At 61.1% G+C, this 16,135-nt stretch carries 13 protein-coding genes; 8 read left to right on the top strand and 5 right to left on the bottom strand.

The window, feature by feature from the left end; translation table 11 throughout:
* Positions 1–696: 696 nt before the first annotated feature.
* Positions 697–2,694: an HDIG domain-containing metalloprotein gene (locus QZ292_RS01490; RefSeq protein ID WP_294596839.1), complete on the bottom strand. Its 1,998-nt coding sequence runs from the start codon at positions 2,692–2,694 to the stop codon at positions 697–699.
* Positions 2,694–3,620, bottom strand: coding sequence for a YitT family protein (locus QZ292_RS01485; RefSeq protein ID WP_294596837.1), 927 nt, complete (start codon positions 3,618–3,620; stop codon positions 2,694–2,696). The genes QZ292_RS01490 and QZ292_RS01485 overlap by 1 nt, the downstream gene beginning before the upstream one ends.
* A 91-nt stretch (positions 3,621–3,711) precedes the next feature.
* On the opposite strand from QZ292_RS01485, the gene QZ292_RS01480 reads away from it, so the two are divergent.
* Together QZ292_RS01480 and QZ292_RS01475 are read left to right on the top strand one after the other, a co-directional pair.
* The gene (locus QZ292_RS01480) at positions 3,712–4,995 is read left to right on the top strand and encodes a pitrilysin family protein (RefSeq protein WP_294596834.1); all 1,284 of its coding nucleotides are present in this window, start codon (positions 3,712–3,714) and stop codon (positions 4,993–4,995) included.
* A 14-nt stretch (positions 4,996–5,009) separates the two neighbouring features.
* On the top strand, positions 5,010–5,447 hold the full coding sequence (locus tag QZ292_RS01475) for a GNAT family N-acetyltransferase (RefSeq protein WP_294596832.1): 438 nt from the start codon (positions 5,010–5,012) through the stop codon (positions 5,445–5,447).
* 89 nt (positions 5,448–5,536) lie between these two features.
* On the opposite strand, the gene QZ292_RS01470 is transcribed toward QZ292_RS01475, so the two are convergent.
* The gene (locus QZ292_RS01470) at positions 5,537–6,778 is read right to left on the bottom strand and encodes a hypothetical protein (protein WP_294596828.1); all 1,242 of its coding nucleotides are present in this window, start codon (positions 6,776–6,778) and stop codon (positions 5,537–5,539) included.
* 308 nt (positions 6,779–7,086) lie between these two features.
* Here QZ292_RS01470 and QZ292_RS01465 point away from each other — a divergent pair, with 308 nt between their 5' ends.
* Genes QZ292_RS01465 through QZ292_RS01455 form a run of 3 tightly spaced genes read left to right on the top strand, consistent with a single transcriptional unit; the run spans position 7,087 to position 9,979 of the window.
* On the top strand, positions 7,087–8,481 hold the full coding sequence (locus QZ292_RS01465) for an arginine decarboxylase (RefSeq protein WP_294596825.1): 1,395 nt from the start codon (positions 7,087–7,089) through the stop codon (positions 8,479–8,481).
* 20 nt (positions 8,482–8,501) lie between these two features.
* Positions 8,502–9,746, top strand: a complete 1,245-nt coding sequence (locus tag QZ292_RS01460; protein WP_294596823.1) for a pitrilysin family protein — start codon at positions 8,502–8,504, stop codon at positions 9,744–9,746.
* A 32-nt stretch (positions 9,747–9,778) separates the two neighbouring features.
* Positions 9,779–9,979: a hypothetical protein gene (locus QZ292_RS01455; protein ID WP_294596821.1), complete on the top strand. Its 201-nt coding sequence runs from the start codon at positions 9,779–9,781 to the stop codon at positions 9,977–9,979.
* A 956-nt stretch (positions 9,980–10,935) separates the two neighbouring features.
* On the opposite strand, the gene QZ292_RS01450 is transcribed toward QZ292_RS01455, so the two are convergent.
* Both QZ292_RS01450 and plsY read right to left on the bottom strand, forming a co-directional pair.
* Positions 10,936–11,139 (bottom strand): hypothetical protein, encoded by a 204-nt coding sequence (locus QZ292_RS01450; RefSeq protein WP_294596818.1) that lies wholly within the window; start codon positions 11,137–11,139, stop codon positions 10,936–10,938.
* 401 nt (positions 11,140–11,540) lie between these two features.
* Positions 11,541–12,167 (bottom strand): glycerol-3-phosphate 1-O-acyltransferase PlsY, encoded by a 627-nt coding sequence (plsY, locus tag QZ292_RS01445; protein WP_294596816.1) that lies wholly within the window; start codon positions 12,165–12,167, stop codon positions 11,541–11,543.
* A gap of 92 nt (positions 12,168–12,259) precedes the next feature.
* Between plsY and QZ292_RS01440 the strand changes: the two genes are divergently transcribed.
* From QZ292_RS01440 to QZ292_RS01430, 3 genes are all read left to right on the top strand, one after another.
* Positions 12,260–12,418: a hypothetical protein gene (locus QZ292_RS01440; protein WP_294596813.1), complete on the top strand. Its 159-nt coding sequence runs from the start codon at positions 12,260–12,262 to the stop codon at positions 12,416–12,418.
* Positions 12,419–12,511: 93 nt separating this feature from the next.
* On the top strand, positions 12,512–13,756 hold the full coding sequence (locus tag QZ292_RS01435) for an ABC transporter permease (protein WP_294596812.1): 1,245 nt from the start codon (positions 12,512–12,514) through the stop codon (positions 13,754–13,756).
* An 85-nt stretch (positions 13,757–13,841) separates the two neighbouring features.
* Positions 13,842–16,049: a GH92 family glycosyl hydrolase gene (locus QZ292_RS01430; RefSeq protein ID WP_294596810.1), complete on the top strand. Its 2,208-nt coding sequence runs from the start codon at positions 13,842–13,844 to the stop codon at positions 16,047–16,049.
* Positions 16,050–16,135: the final 86 nt, after the last annotated feature.

The raw sequence follows: 16,135 nt of genomic DNA, 5'->3' as shown, positions 1-16,135 counted from the left end.
GGCCGAAACCCTGCGACCCGCAGGGTCGCGCGGGCCGGAGCCACCCCCGGCGGAGGCCTGCAACTGCGCGATGCTTGTTTCCGGCCTCGCTGGCTCCGACCCGCTCCAAATTTAGCCCAATTCACCGCCCAAATTTCTGTCTATTCGTCCTCGGCGCGCCCCCCTCGCGCCGGTGCCTTCGGGCACTCCGAAATAGCAGCCTCTACCCCAAAACCGAGCCCGGCGATTCCTGCGGAATCGCGCTACTCGCTCTCGGCCCCGTGTCAGCCCATGTGGCTCCGCTATCGCTCCGCCACCTCTACCGTCGCCCGCTGGGATTTCATCTCGATTTTGCTCATCGCAAAACGAGTGAAATCCCTCTTTAAGCGGGCGGGCGACGGGAAAGTTTTGAGCCGGATGGAACTGCCCTTACGCCGGGCGGGCGGTGCGTGCCGCACTCCCAATTGGCTGTGTCGGCCCAAATCTTCGAACTGTTCTCTGTTCGCGCGCCTTACGCGATTATCTATTTTGACTCACCGTCAAAATAAAAAATCGCTTCTTTAGGCGGCGGCGCGCGGTCGAGCTTTGAACAGGACGGAACTGCCCTGCGCGGGCGGCGGCCGAGTGACCTCGGCGGGACGGAGCGAAACTACGTTTCGCTTACTGGCTTGCTACGCCCCGTTCTTCGTTCGCGTGCCAGCCGCGAAAGCAACCCTCTCACACCGCAGCCGGAGAGGGGGTCTCGGACGGCGAGGTCGGGTAAGAGATCCGACCATGATAAATATTATTCAGCCGGGTCTTGAAAAGCTCTTTGATGCGCGTCACCTCGGCAAACGAGAGATCGGCCTGACTCAACTGATGCTCGGCGATCTGACGGTCGATGATGCGATCCACCAGCTCGTCGATCGTCTCGCGGTCGTAGTTCGCCAGCGAGCGCGACGCCGCCTCGACCGAATCCGCCATCATACAGATCGCCACCTCGCGCCGCACCGGCTTCGGCCCCGGATAGACGAACTCTTCCGGATGCTCCACCTTGCCGTGCAGCCGCTCCTCCTCTACATAAAAATAGTACATCTTCGACGTCCCGTGGTGCCGCGAGATGAACTCCTGAATCACCGCCGGCAGACGATGTTTCCGCGCCAGCGTAATCCCCTCGGTCACATGCGACCGCACGATCGCCGCACTCTGAGACGGACTCAGCATCGAATGCGGATTGAAGTTGCCCGTTTGATTTTCCACGAAATAGAACGGATTCTCCATCTTCCCCACATCGTGATACAGCGCCCCGGCCCGCGCCAGCAGCGGATTGGCCCCGATCTCCTTGGCCGCGCTCTCGGCCAGCGACGCCACCTGCACCGAATGCTGAAACGTCCCCGGCGCCTTTTCAGCCAGCTGCAACAGCAGCGGCTGGTTCGTATCCGACAACTCCAGCAGCGTGATGTCCGACACGAAGCCGAAAACCCGCTCGAAGATATAGATCAGCTGGTAGAACGCCAGCATCAGGAAAGCGCTCGCCACGAACCACAACATGCCCGAATAATCGACGAACAGCGTCCCCTGCTTCATCCAAAGCAGAGCCACATAGATCAGCTCCTGCACCAGCAGCACCGCCCCCACCGCGCGAAAGACCCGGTGACGCTGATAGGCATGCCGGATCACGAAAATCGCCGTAATCCCCCCCAGAAACTCGACCGTAAAGAATTCGAAGCTGAACCGCACGAACAGCGAAGCGATCAACACTACCGAAATATTGCCGAAAATCGCCACCCGCGTATCGAAAAAAGCCAGCAACAGAACCGCCACCACCGGCAACGGCACCACATACGGGCTCAGGAACTGCGTCCGCACCACCAGAGCCATTAGGCCCGCCATCACCACATAGAGCGAAAAGACGAACAGCATCGGTCGCCAGGCCGTAAAATGGTTCTGCGAGAAGTAGGTGAAAAAGACGTAGCTCAGGGTCATCAATGCCGCCATGATCAGGAAGCGGCTCAGAAACAGCACCGCCCCGCTGATCCCCCGTCCCAGCCGGTTCTCATACTCCCGCCGATAGGAGGTCAGCACCGTCGCCGTGTGGCGGTCGATCAGCTGGCCCTTTTGAACGATCACCTCGCCCGTGCGCACAATCCCCTCGGTACGCGACAGCCGTGCGAGGAGCTCCTCGCGCAGCCGGGCATTGAGCGACCGGTCGTAGACGAGCGACGGTGTCAGGTAGCGCGCCGCCTGCTGCGGATCGATCCCCTCGGTCTGCTGCAGGTAGTCCATCGCCGTATTGGGCGTGAACATATCGGCCGCGAACCGGCCCGACAGGACATGGGCGCTGTCGATCCGCACCATCCGGTCGGTATAGGCCGCCCGGTCGGCCTCACTCACCACTCCGCGGGCGTACACCTGCCGGAAAGCGCGCCAGATCGCCTCGCGCCGATTATCCGACAGCGAGGTGTTGGCCGCCAGATCGGCCCGCAGGGTGCGCAGCTGGGTCTCGCCCACCACTGGGTCGAGCCGGAAAACCGGTTGGAACTCCTCCATCAGCGCTTTCCGCTCGGCGTTCAATTGTTCGGCTTCTTTATAGACCGGCACGTCGAACGGCGCCACCAGCGTCTCCTCGTCCCACGTCTCGCCGGGGGCGAAGTTGAAGTTCATGGCGGCCCGCCGCGGCATCATCAGCGTGATGAGCAGCGAAACGCCCAGCATCAGACCTATCTTACGTAACATCATGGTTTTTCGAACGTTTTAAATCCCTCGCCGAGCGTCTCGTGCGCATCGACCACAATCATGAAAGCCTCCGGATCGACCTGCCGGATCCGGTCGCGGATCAGCGACACTTCGCGCCGCGAAACCACCACGAAAATCATCTCCTTATCCGCCCCGGTGTACATCCCGCTGGCTTTGATATACGTCCCGCCCCGATCCAGTCCGTCGAGGATGAAATCGCGGATGTCGGTGTGCTGTTTCGAAAGGATGAAGAGCAGCTTGTCGCCCGACCCGCCGTCCACGATGTAGTCGATCACGCGCGACGAGACGAAGATCGTCACCAGCGAATAGAGCGGCAGCCGCCAGTCTCCCAGCACCGCCAGCCCGAAGAGCACCACCAGCGAGTCGACATAGAGCACCGACCGGCTAATCGGCAGGTGCAGGTAGCGGGAGACGATCATCGCGATAATGTCCGTCCCGCCCGACGTGGCGTGGGTCTTGAGAATCAGCCCCACGCCGGCCCCCAGCAGCGTCCCGCCGAAGATGCAGCTCAGGAGCACATCGCCCGCCAGGTCGATCTTGCCGCCGAGCATCGTGGCCGGATCGGAACCGACCACCCACGTCATGCCGTCCATAATCACCGGCGTCAGGACGGCCGCCACGACGGTTTTTGCTCCGAACCGCGCCCCGAAGAGCCGGAACCCGATCAGCAGCAGCGGAATATCCATCGACAGCCCGTAGGTGCCGACCTGAATCTTCGGAAAGAGATAGTTGAGAACGACCCCCATCCCGTAGACACCTCCCGGGACGATCCGATAGGGGGTGATAAAGAGTACGTAAGCCGTGGCGATCAGCACCGAACCGACCACGACATACAGCCATTGGCGTATCTGTTGTTGTTTGTTCATCCGCGAGACCTCCCGATCGAGAAATTCGGTACGATGCAAATGTAATGAATTTCCCCGCTCGCCGCACCCGCCCGTTTTGCGGGCCCGGCGCAGCCGGAGTCGTACAAAATCACTATTTTTGTCCCTCTCCATGGAACCGACTCCGATGTTAGACCGCACACAACAACCTCCTTTCCAGCTGCCCGACCGGCTGACGATTCCCGAAACGCTCCACTCCACCCTGCCGAACGGCATCCGGTTCTGGACGATCGACGCGGGGACACAGCCGCTGTGCCGCCTGAGCCTCGTCTTCGGCGCCGGGACGCGCTACCAGCCGGCGCCGTTCACGGCGTCGGCCGCCCTCAACCTGATGAGCGAGGGGACGGCGCGCTACTCGGCGGCACAGATCGCCGAGCGGTTCGACTTCTACGGCATCTACTACGACACCTCGATCGACCGCGACTATGCGATCGTGACGGTGAGCTGTCTGAACCGCTTTCTGCCGCAGACACTGGAGCTGCTGAGCGAGATTCTGTTCGAGCCGCAGTTCCCGGAACACGAGCTGGAGATTTACGCCGCGAAACGGAAACAGCAACTGACCATCGAACGCGAGAAACCGTCGTATCAGGCCCGGGAGCTCTTCTCGCGGGCCTTGTTCGGCAGCGAGCATCCCTACGGCCGCAGCTCGGCGACCGAGGCCTATGACGAGCTGAATACGAGCCTGTTGCGCGGATTCTACGAGACGCACTACCGGGCCGGGAATCTCTTTGCGGTGGCTTCGGGCCGGATCGCGCCGGAGATACGCAGCGAGATGGAGCGATTCCTGAGCCGCTTCCAAACGGGCCGGCCGGTCGTCGACCCGGGCGTGCCGCCGACGGAGCCGACAGACCTGATCCGCGAACGGCGGGAGGGAGCTTTGCAGTCGTCGATCCGTCTGGGCCGGACGCTCTTTCCGAAGGAGCACCCCGATTTCAACGGGATGCAGGTGGTCGCCACGATTCTGGGAGGCTACTTCGGCTCACGGTTAGTGAAGAATCTGCGCGAGGAGAAGGGGTACACGTACGGCATCTACTCGGCGATGGTGAATCTCCAGCACACGGGCTATTTCGCCGTGGCAACGGATGTCACGGCTGCGGCGACGGACGAGGCGGTGGCCGAAATCCTGCGCGAGGTGGAGCGACTGCGGACGGAAGAGGTGCCGGCGGCGGAGCTGGAGATGGTGCGGAACATCATCGTGGGCGAGATGATGCGGATTCTGGACGGGCCGTTCGGGGTGGCGGACGTGACGATCGAAAACGTCCAGTGCGGGATGACGAACGAGGCGGTATCGATGTTTTTCGACGAGGTGCGGAGCATCACGCCGGAACGGGTTCGGGAGCTGGCCCGGCAGTGGCTCGATCCGGCAGCGTTCAGCACGGTGATCGTTGGGGCGTAAAAATTTCGGGACGGATGGAAAAGATCGTCGCACTGTCCGAAAAACGGTCGTTCCGGGCGCTTTTGCTGGAGGCCGACCCGTCGGAAAGGATGGTGGAGCGCTATCTGGCCGAGGGAGAGATGTGGGTCTGGCAGGACGGGGAGAGCCGGGTGGTCGGCGAGGCGGTGGTGGACGTGGCGGCCGGCGAGATCAAAAACTTAGCCGTAGCCGCATCCTGCCGCGGTTCGGGTCAGGGACGAGGCATGCTGGATGACCTCTGCGCGCACTATCGGGGTCGGTTCACGAGCCTGAAAGTGGGTACGAGCAACGGCGGACGGGGATTCTACGAGCGGTGCGGATTCCATTACTCTCACACGATTCCGAATTTCTTCACCGACCACTATCCGGCTCCGGTCATCGACGAGGATGGCACGCTGTGCCGGGACATGATCATGCTGGAGCGGCCGCTGTAACTCATTCTATATATAGAAGCGAATCCGGCGAGAGCATTGAAAACTCTGCGGCCGGATTCGTTTTTCCTTATCCTATTATTAGTAGTATCCTACAATCCGTCTCCTCCCCCTGCCGAACTCGAAGCGTCCTGCATCGGAGCCATCGCTTCGTTCAGCATCTCCATGTCCATATCCTGGCCCCCGCCCGAAACGATGAAGCTGTAGATCATGATCGCGATCACGACCAGCGCCGCAATAATGGCGACGATCAGCCACACATCGGCCTTTGTCCGCTGCTGCGGACGCCGGCGCACCGGCGGTCTCCGTCCCCCCGGATACGGCTGTCCCGGACGAGAAGGTGTCTGTCCCGGTCTCTGCGGTCGCGATTGCGCCTGAGGGTCTCGCGGCATCGGCCGCCCCGGTTGTCCGGGCTGTTGTTGCGGCTGGCGCTGCGACGGAGGAATCATCCCCGGCTGCATCGTCTGTCCGGGCTGCTGTCCCTGGGGTTGCCCCGGCCGTCCCGGTTGCGGAACGGGCGGAACCATTCCCGGCTGCTGCCCCCCCCGAACCCCCTGTTGCGGCTGCATGGAGGGATGCGGCATCTGCGGTTGCTGCGGCCTTTGCCCCGGCTGTACCGGCTGCTGCATGGGCTGCTGCATCGGTTGAGGCGGCACCGCCGGCTGTGTCCGCATCGGCTGCTGGGGCGGCATCTGCGGTTGTTGCGGCTGCGGCCGCATCGGTTGTTGAGGCGGTATCTGCGGCTGCTGCGGTCTCACCGGCTGCTGCTGGATGCCCGGATAGGTTCCGAACAACGAGGACTGTTGTTGCTGTCCCTGCTGGGGCTGCATCGGCTGCCCCATCGAAGGCTGCACCTGTATCGTCTGCGGCCGGGTCATCACCGGCGGTTTGGTCATCACCGGCTGCACGGGCACCGGTTCGGCCTCCACGATCTGTTCCATCGCCGGCTGCGGCTGCTGCGGCGCCTGCCGGGCCATCCGCTCGCTCTCGACCTCCGCCCTGCTCCGCTCCGGCATCACCCCCTCTTTGAGCGTAATCGAGCCGTTGGCATCCGCCGCCAGCATCCCGACCCCCTCGATATAATAACGTCCGGACGAAGCCAGCGACTGCCGCAGATAAACGACGAATTCGGCGATCATCCCGCGGGCGTCCTCCGATTCGACCCCGTATTCGCGGATCAGGGCCTCGGTGACCATCCCGTCGTCCTTGCGCAGGAACGGACTGAATACCAGCTGCTCACCCCTCGGCCCCTCCTTTTTCAGAAAGGCGCCGAAATCGGGAATCACCACCCGGCGGTGCTGTGCGATGAGTTGCTTGAGTAGGTTGTTGTCCATCGAAAACTCTCTCTAATTTGTCCCAATATTACGAAAAAAAAATCACCCGACCAATTTTCGACACTATTTTACCGGCGGAGTGTCATTCTTCGAACGCCCGACACCCCCTGGCCGGAGGGTGCCCGACACCGGCGCGGGGCCGGCGGAAAGAACTCGAAATTAATGACCTCCGACCGACGGAAGTCCGGAAAATTATCGCATCTTTGCACTTTGTTTCCCGAAACAGCAAAATCCGGGCCGCGCGGATCGTCCGCACCGGCCCGAAGTAACCGAGCCGCTTATCCACCTTAGAGCCCCATCCGGCGAAGATGAAAAACAAGTACATCGACCTCATCGAGCAAACCTTTGAGTTTCCTCAGGACGAATTCAGCGTCGTAGACAACAACCTCAACTTCCACGACGTACCATTGATGGATATCATCAAACAGTACGGAACGCCGCTGAAGATCAGCTACCTGCCGAAGATCAGCGCGCAGATCCAGAAGGCCAAGAAGCTCTTCAACGTGGCGATGGCGAAGGTGGACTACAAGGGCACCTACAACTACTGCTACTGCACGAAGAGCTCGCACTTTTCGTTCGTGCTGGAGGAGGCGCTGAAGAACAAAATCAACCTTGAGACCTCTTCGGCCTACGACATCCACATCATCAACGCGCTGTACGACAGCGGAATGCTCGACAAAGACACCTTTATCGTCTGCAACGGCTACAAACGGCCGCAGTATGTCGAGAACATCGCCGGACTCATCCACGCCGGGTTCGTCAACACCATCCCGGTGATCGACAACAAGGACGAACACGAGCTGCTGGATGCTGCGATTCATAAACCGTGCCACGTCGGCATCCGGATCGCATCGGAGGAGGAGCCGAAGTTCGATTTCTACACCTCGCGCCTCGGCATCCGGTACCGCGAGATCAAGAACTACTACCTCGAGAAGATCAAGCCCAACAAGAAGTTCCGGCTCAAGATGCTGCACTTCTTCATCAACACCGGGATCCGCGACACGGCTTACTACTGGAACGAGCTGTCGAAGTGCCTGGCCGTCTACTGCGAGCTAAAAAAGGTCTGCCCGGAGCTCGACTCGCTGAACATCGGGGGAGGATTTCCGATCAAGAACTCGCTCGCCTTCGACTACGACTACGAGTACATGGCGGAGGAGATCGTGGCCCAGATCAAGAACTACTGCAACCTCAACGGAATCGACGAGCCGAACATCTTCACCGAATTCGGATCGTTCACCGTGGGCGAAAGCGGCGCGACCCTCTACTCCATCATCAACCAGAAGCAGCAGAACGACCGCGAGCTGTGGTACATGATCGACTCGTCGTTCATGACCACCCTGCCGGACACGTGGGGGATCAACCAGCGCTACATGATGCTGCCGATCAACAACTGGGACAAGGAGTACCAGCGGGTCTTCCTCGGCGGCCTCACGTGCGACAGCGAGGACTATTACAACGCCGAGGCGCACCAGAACGCGATCTTCCTGCCGAAACTCTGTCCGGGGGATACGCAGTACATCGGATTTTTCCACACGGGGGCTTATCAGGAGTCGCTGGGCGGCTACGGGGGGATTCAGCACTGTCTGATTCCGGCGCCCAAGCACATCATCATCGACCGCGACAAGGACGACAACGAATACTACACCCGCCTTTTCGCCAAGGAGCAGAGCTACCGCGCGATGATGCGCATTCTGGGCTATTGACCGGCGCTTATCCGAAGGTTATGATCGAATTTCAGAAAAGAACGCTGCCCAACGGGCTGACCGTCATCGCCCACGAGGATCGCTCGACCCCGATGGCGGCCGTCAATGTGCTCTACAAAGTGGGCTCGCGCAACGAAGCCTACGACCGGACGGGGTTCGCCCATCTGTTCGAGCACCTGATGTTCGGCGGGTCGATCCACGTGCCGAACTACGACGAACCGGTGCAACTGGCGGGCGGCGAAAACAACGCGTTTACGAACAACGACTACACGAACTACTACCTGGCCTTGCCTAAGGAGAATATCGAGACGGCGCTGTGGCTGGAGTCGGACCGGATGCTCTCGCTGGCCTTCAACGAGCGGAGCCTCGACGTGCAGCGCAAGGTGGTGGTCGAGGAGTTCGCACAACGGTATCTGAATCAGCCGTACGGCGACATCTGGCTGTTGTTGAGGCCGTTGGCCTACGAGCGGCATCCGTACCGGTGGGCGACGATCGGGCGGGAGATCGACCACATCCGACGGGCGACAATGGAGGAGGTGCGGGCCTTTTTCGACCGGTACTACCGGCCGGACAACGCCATCCTGTCGGTGGCGGGGGATTTGCCGGCCGAACGGGTTTTCGAGTTGGCCGAGAAATGGTTCGGCGAGATTCCGGCCGGAGGATTCGCACCGGATCCGCTGCCGGCCGAACCGGAGCAGACCGCTCCGCGGCGGCTGGAGGTGCGGCGGCCGGTGCCGGCTTCGGTGATCTACATCGTCTTCCACATGGCGGGGCGGCTGAGCCGGGAATATACGGTGTGCGACGTGGCGTCGGACATCCTGAGCAACGGGACGTCGAGCCGGCTCTATCAGCGGCTGGTTCAGGAGGCGAATCTCTTTTCGCAGGTCAATGCCTATGTCTCGGGGGAGATCGATCCGGGTTTGTTCGTGGTGACGGGGTATGTGATGGAGGGTGTTCCGGTGGCGGAGGCCGAGTCGGCGTTATGGCATGAGCTGGAGCTCCTGCAATCGGAACCGGTCGGGGATTACGAGCTGGAGAAGGTCAAGAACAAGTTCGAGGCGACTCAGATTTTCAGCGAGCTGAATGTGCTGAACAAGGCGATGAACTTAGCCTATTTCGAGATGTTGGGCGACGCGGCCCTGATCGACACGGAGGTCGCGGAGCACAACTCGGTGACGGCGCAGGAGATTCAGGAGGTATCGCGCCGTCTGTTCCGCCGCGAGAACAGCTCGACCTTGCTCTATCTGGCCGAGTCGGCGGAATAGCCCTCCGCGGTCTTTTCGCATTTCAAAAATCGATGCCCGCCCCGGGCTTCCGCGACGCAGGCAACCATGGGCGATTAGGCGATCTGATGAACGTCGGCTACGGCGGGTACAGTTGGTCGTCCGCTGTCAGCGGGACTGGCGGCGTGTTCTTGGACTTCGGCACGCAGAACCTCTATCCCAGCAGCGTGGGCAACCGTGGCCTCGGTCTTCAGTTGCGTTGCCTCTCGGAATAAACAGAAGACAGAGACGGCCTTAGCGAAACTACGTTTCGCTCCGTCCCGCCGGGGCGCCCATCGGGCGTTTTATTAGGGTTTTATTGTCCGGCCACCGCCCGCGTAGGGCAGTTCTATCCTGTTGGGGTAGAGGCTGTCATTTCGGAGTGCCCGAAGGCACCGCGCGCCACGCCTTAAGAAGCGATTCAACTATTTTGGCGGCAGCCGAAATAGAATGAATCGCGTAAGGCGCGCGGACAAAGCTCGTTTACCCGATAAACGTCAGGTGGCCGGCCGTCTTTGGGTTCTATATCAATCTCTTTTCTCTGTTCCACTTAGGCCGCGGGGGCCCCTACTTTCTACTATGTGGTAGAAAGTAAGCAAAGAGCTCATTCAAGGGGACTTATATCCCCCTTGAAAATCCCCCGACTTATTCTGAAAAGATTGCGGGTCTCTTCCCTTGTCTCGGAATCCTGCGGCTCTTCGAGCCGCCCGGGCCGAAAGCCTCCCCACGCGGAGGCCCGCAACACGCCGCTCGCGCGTCGAGAATTGCGGTCGCTCCCGGGCGCCGGCCCGCTCCAACTGCTCCCAATTCACAGCCGAATACTTCGCCAACCCATAGCAACAGTTCAGCCCCATTCTCCACCTAATCCTCTACCCCATTCGGCCTGTCGCCCATCCCCCCGAAGCCGCTTCGCGCCTGGGCGACAAGGCCGGCGACCTCAAAGGGTCGCAAAAGTTCTCTCCAAGTCTATTGCAGTTCGGGCTGCGCGCTCCCCGGGTGGGCCGAACGGCCCAGCGCGCAAGCCCGGCGATTCCGCAGGAATCGCGCTACTCGCTCTCGGTCCGCCGCAGTTCGACACCAGCGGAGACGCAACGAGCTCCGTCGAGTTGCAGTCCTCCGCCTGCCGGGGCGGCGGACTGCGCGACCCTACGGGTCGCAAAAGCTTTACCCAAGGCATCGCCCCGTGTCAGCCTCACTGCGGCTCCGCTGTCGCTCCGCCGGTGCCTCCGGGCACTCCGGAATAGGCCGCCTCTACCCTAAGCGCGCTGGCGGAAATCTTATTCAAACGCGAATCACGCGTTTGAATGATTTCCTTCTCCAGCAGCCGCGCGCGGGTTTTATTTACCTCATCCTTTGTCGCGCGCCTTTGGGAAATCCAGTCAAAATGTGCCAGCACATTTTGACGATTTCCCTATTAAGGCGACGGCGCGCGGTGGTTTGAGGGTACTGCGCTCGGGCCGCGCAGGCCCCGCGTGCCCGCGGTGGGCAATTGGCTGTGTCGGCCCAAATCTTGCACCGTTCTTTGTTCGCGCGCCGGGGCGATTCAACTGTTTCGGCTTACCGCCGAAACAGTTGAATCGTCTCTTTTGGCGGCGGCACGGGTTGGTTGGAAATAATAAAGGCCGGCCGCCGTGGCGCGAACGCGTCGGCCGCGCGGGCCCCATAATAAGGCAGAGACAACCCTAACAAAACACCCAACGGGTGCGGGGACGGGAAATGCTCCGCATTTCTGCGGCAGCCTTTACCTCATTCTTTGACCGCACGCCCCACGTCCGCAAGACGCAGACTTCGTAAATCTCACGATTTCGGCCGCCTGATAAACAAATAGGTCTTATTCTCCATCCCCTCGCGCAGCCGTTTGATGTTCTTCCGGTGGGTAATCAACAACACCACCGCGACCAAAACACCGAAAAGGAGTTTATACGGCTGGAACCCGTCGACCAACAAGATATAAAACGGGAAAAGCACGCCTCCCGTCATCGATCCCAACGAGACATAGTGGCTCACCGCCAGCACGATCACAAACGTCGCCAGCCCCAGCAGCATCGGTATCGGCGCAATGGCCAGCATACAGCCCGCCATCGTGGCCACCCCTTTCCCCCCTTTGAAACCAGCGAACAGCGGAAAGATATGCCCCAGAATCGCCGCCGCCGTCAGACCGATCTTCAGAAAAAAGAGTCCGTCGCCCTGCAAATCCGTAAAATGGGCCAGCATCACCGCCGCATAGCCCTTCGCCGCGTCGATCACGAAGACCGGCAGCGCCGCCCGGCGTCCCAACACCCGGAGCGTATTGGTCGCCCCCGCATTGTGACTTCCGTACTCCCGCACATCGGTGCGATAGAACCACCGCCCAATCCACACCGCGCTGGGAATCGACCCCAGCAGGTACCCGCCGATCAACAATAGACAGATTATCCAAACCATAATCGAATCCGTTTCAATAACATTTCCATCCAACCAAACCCCACTTCGTTTCACCCGCCCCGGGTTTCCGCGACGCGGGAAACCGAGGACGCATGGGAGATCTGATGAGTGCCGGATACAACGGTTCCAGCTGGTCGTCCACCACAAACAACAGCAACGGCAGAGACCTGAATCTCTATGCACAGAGTCTCAGCACCGACAACTCGGACTACCGCGGTCACGGTCTTCAGCTGCGTTGCCTCTCGGAATAAACGGAAACACCCCTATCCGCAAAATTAGGAAAAGTACAGGGAATCGCAAAAAATCCCTAAATTTGAGCCGTTGCCGTCGCTCCCACTCCCCTTATGTTCAAAAAACTCTTCTTCACCCTCGGGCAAATCCACCAAAGCTGGCTCGCCGCCCTCGAAAGCGTCGTCATCAACAAGCTGCGCACCGCCCTCTCGCTGGGCGGCGTCACCATCGGCATCTTCGCCATCATCACCGTCTTCACCCTCGTCGACTCGATGGCCATCCACATCCGCCGGGGAATCGAATCGCTCGGCAGCAACACCCTCTACGTCAGCAAATGGCCGTGGGAAGGGGGCGGAGAGTGGTGGAAATACAGCAACCGGCCGCAGGTCAGCCTCGACGAATACCACGAGACCCAGGCCCTGCTGCCCCAGGCCGAAGTCGCTTTCACGACCAGTTTCAACCGTACGGCCCGGAACGGGAGCCTCTATGTCGACAACGCGACCGTGCTGAGCATCAGCCACAACTACGACCGGATACAGACCACCGAGATCGAGCAGGGACGTTACTTCACCCCCTTCGAATCGGCACACGGCAGTCGCGTCGCGATCCTCGGGCCGGAAATCGCCGAACAGCTCTTCGACGGGAGCGACCCCGTAGGCAAAACCATCCGCATCGACGGCGTCAAACTGCACGTGATCGGCCTCCTGACCAAAGCCGGCAACAGCGTGGCCTTCAACAGCCTCGACCGGAGCATCCTGATCCCGTTGTCGCTGGCCGGCAGCTTCATCAACCTGCGGTGGGCCCCGACCGACATGATGATTCTCGGCCCCGACGGAACCGACATGGAAGACCTCAAGGCCGAGGTCGGCTCCATCATGCGCCGCCTCAGGCGGCTCAGCCCACAGACCGAAGACAACTTCGCCCTCAACGAAGTCAGCACCCTGAACAACATGTTCGACGAGATGTACGGCAAGATCAACCTCGCGGGCGGCATCATCGGTATCTTTTCCATCCTCGTGGGCGGTTTTGGCGTCGCCAACATCATGTTCGTCACCGTGCGCGAACGCACCGCGCAGATCGGCATCCAGAAAGCACTCGGAGCACGCCCTTACTTTATTCTCTGTCAGTTTCTTTTCGAAGCGATGATCCTCTCCGTCGTGGGGGGCGCGATCGGACTCGCCATGGTCTACGTCGGCACCCTGCTGGTCAACCACTTTTCCAACTTCACGCTGATGCTGACCTTCGGGAACATCCTGCTCGGGCTGACCATCGCTTCGGTCGTGGGAGCCGTGGCCGGCCTGTTCCCCGCCTGGAGCGCCTCGCGGATGGATCCCGTACAGGCCATCTTCCACTCCTGATTCGGATAAAGGCACTATCTTTGTCTTTTTATAACCCTCCGCCGCGCACACCGCATACCGTTTCGCGGCCCAACCCGAACGACCCATGAAAAACCGCACCCTCCGCCTCTTCGGCCTGCTCGCCGCGACCCTCCTCGCCCCGTCGTGCGGCCGCACCCCGGACACCGGCAACGATCCCGCCTCGCTGGTCAACCCCTTTATCGGGACGGACGGCCCGGGGAACGTCTATCCCGGCGTCAGCGCCCCGTTCGGCATGGTGCAGCTCTCGCCCGATAACGGCACCAGCGGCTGGGATCGGATCGCCGGCTACTTCTGGCCCGACACCACGATCGCCGGCTTCTCGCACACCCACCTGAGCGGAACCGGAGCAGGGGATCTGTACGACATCAGCTTTATGCCCGCCGTACCGCCGTTCAAAACCGGGAAAGGCGAGCTGGGGATCTACTCCACCTTCCGCCACCAGGACGAACAGGCACAGGCCGGGTATTACAGCGTCCTGCTGAGAGACTACGACACCCGGGTCGAACTGGCGGCGACCGAGCGGTGCGGCATGCAGCGATACACCTTCCCGGCGACCGACCGGGCGACCGTCTTCGTCAACCTCTCCAAAGCGATGAACTGGGACTACACCATGGGCTCCTACCTGCGCGTGGTGGACGACCGGACGATCGAAGGGTACCGCTTCTCGGAAGGGTGGGCGCCGGATCAACGGGTCTACTTCACGGCCCAGTTCTCGCAACCGTTCGTCTCGTACACGATCGACACCGTGGTCTCGGTGCACCGCGACAGCACCTATAACGGCATCCGGAGCCACATCGGCCGGTTCGTGTTCCGCACCACGAAAGAGAACCGTTCGGTGACGGTGCGGACAGCCATTTCGGCGGTGGACATCGAGGGGGCGCGGCGCAATCTGGCCGCCGAGATGCCTTCGTTCGACTTCGACAGCGTGCGGGCCGCCCAACGGGCCGCATGGAACGCCGAGCTCTCGAAAATCGAAGTCCGCGGCGGGACGCACGACGAACGGGTGTCGTTCTACACGGCCCTCTACCGGACGATGCTCGCCCCGACCCTCTTCGACGACACGGACGGCCGCTACTTCGGGCCGGACGGACAGATACACGCCGGCAGCGTGCCGGGCGAGGGAGGGCACAACTACTCGACTTTCTCGCTCTGGGATACTTATCGGGCCGCCCATCCGTTATATACATTCATGCACCCGGCGCGAGTGCGGGAGATGGCGGCCTCGATGCTCGACTTTTACGACCAGCACGGGATGCTGCCCGTGTGGCCGCTGTGGGGCAACGAGACGGACATGATGATCGGCTACCACTCGGTGCCGGTGCTGGTCGAGGCGGCGCTGAAAGGCATTCTGCCGGATTCGACGCTCGACCGGGTGTTGGCGGCCTGTGTGGCGACGGCCGACCGGGACGACTACCGGGGAATCGGGCTCTACAAAATGCTGGGCTACGTGCCGGCGGACTTGGAAAAAGAGTCGCTCTCGAAGACGCTGGAGTACGCCTACGACGACCACTGCATCGCCCAGCTGGCACGACGGATGGGACGCGACTCGCTCTACAACGAGTTCATCCTGCGGTCGAAGAGCTACATGAACCTCTACCAGCCGGCTTCGGGCTTCATGCAGCCGCGGCTCTCGACCAACGAATGGCTTCCGGGCTTCGACCCGAAGGCCTACACGGAACACATCACCGAGAGTAACGGCTGGCAATACCTCTGGGCGGTGCAGCAGGACGTCGAGGGGCTGATCCGCCTGATGCGGGGGCCGGAGCAGTTCGAAAAACGGCTGGACGAGATGTTCACGCTCGACCCCGAGGCGACGGACTCGCTGCCGATTTTCAGCACGGGAATGATCGGTCAGTATGCCCACGGCAACGAGCCGTCGCACCATGTGGCCTACCTGTACGACTACATCGGCAAGCCGGAAAAGACGCAGCGATACGTCTCGGAAATCATGCGGACACAATACGCCAACCGTCCGGACGGCATATGCGGCAACGAAGACTGCGGCCAGATGTCGGCGTGGTACGTTTTCAGCGCCCTGGGCTTCTACCCGGTGGATCCGGTGAGCCTGAACTATGCGATCGGGACGCCGCTTTTCGAGGAGGCGGTCATCCGGCTACCGAACGGCAAGACCTTTACGGTCCGCGCTCCGGGCGTCTCGCCGAAACGCTACCGGATCGAAAAGATGACGCTCAACGGGCACCTGCTGAGCACCCCGTTCCTCACGTGGCGGGACATCGTCTCGGGCGGCGAGCTGGACATCGTCCTGCAATAGACGCACTCCCCGGCTCAGGCGCCGCACAATACGCGGAGATGCCGGAAAACGAGCCCCCGCACACGACTCCCCGCAAGACTCTTTGT

It is taken from the genome of uncultured Rikenella sp. (assembly GCF_910577125.1).
Taxonomy (GTDB): domain Bacteria; phylum Bacteroidota; class Bacteroidia; order Bacteroidales; family Rikenellaceae; genus Rikenella.
Note: the sequence above shows the minus strand (reverse complement) of the source record. Positions and strands in the feature narration are given on the sequence as shown.

Bases quoted from the DNA above. Each gene is read 5' to 3' on its own strand.
- QZ292_RS01490 (WP_294596839.1), bottom strand. From the start codon at position 2,694: ATGTTACGTAAGATAGGTCTGATGCTGGGCGTTTCGCTGCTCATCACG.
- QZ292_RS01480 (WP_294596834.1), top strand. From the start codon at position 3,712: ATGGAACCGACTCCGATGTTAGACCGCACACAACAACCTCCTTTCCAG.
- QZ292_RS01475 (WP_294596832.1), top strand. From the start codon at position 5,010: ATGGAAAAGATCGTCGCACTGTCCGAAAAACGGTCGTTCCGGGCGCTT.
- QZ292_RS01470 (WP_294596828.1), bottom strand. From the start codon at position 6,778: ATGGACAACAACCTACTCAAGCAACTCATCGCACAGCACCGCCGGGTG.
- QZ292_RS01465 (WP_294596825.1), top strand. From the start codon at position 7,087: ATGAAAAACAAGTACATCGACCTCATCGAGCAAACCTTTGAGTTTCCT.
- QZ292_RS01460 (WP_294596823.1), top strand. From the start codon at position 8,502: ATGATCGAATTTCAGAAAAGAACGCTGCCCAACGGGCTGACCGTCATC.
- QZ292_RS01455 (WP_294596821.1), top strand. From the start codon at position 9,779: ATGCCCGCCCCGGGCTTCCGCGACGCAGGCAACCATGGGCGATTAGGC.
- plsY (WP_294596816.1), bottom strand. From the start codon at position 12,167: ATGGTTTGGATAATCTGTCTATTGTTGATCGGCGGGTACCTGCTGGGG.
- QZ292_RS01440 (WP_294596813.1), top strand. From the start codon at position 12,260: ATGGGAGATCTGATGAGTGCCGGATACAACGGTTCCAGCTGGTCGTCC.
- QZ292_RS01435 (WP_294596812.1), top strand. From the start codon at position 12,512: ATGTTCAAAAAACTCTTCTTCACCCTCGGGCAAATCCACCAAAGCTGG.
- QZ292_RS01430 (WP_294596810.1), top strand. From the start codon at position 13,842: ATGAAAAACCGCACCCTCCGCCTCTTCGGCCTGCTCGCCGCGACCCTC.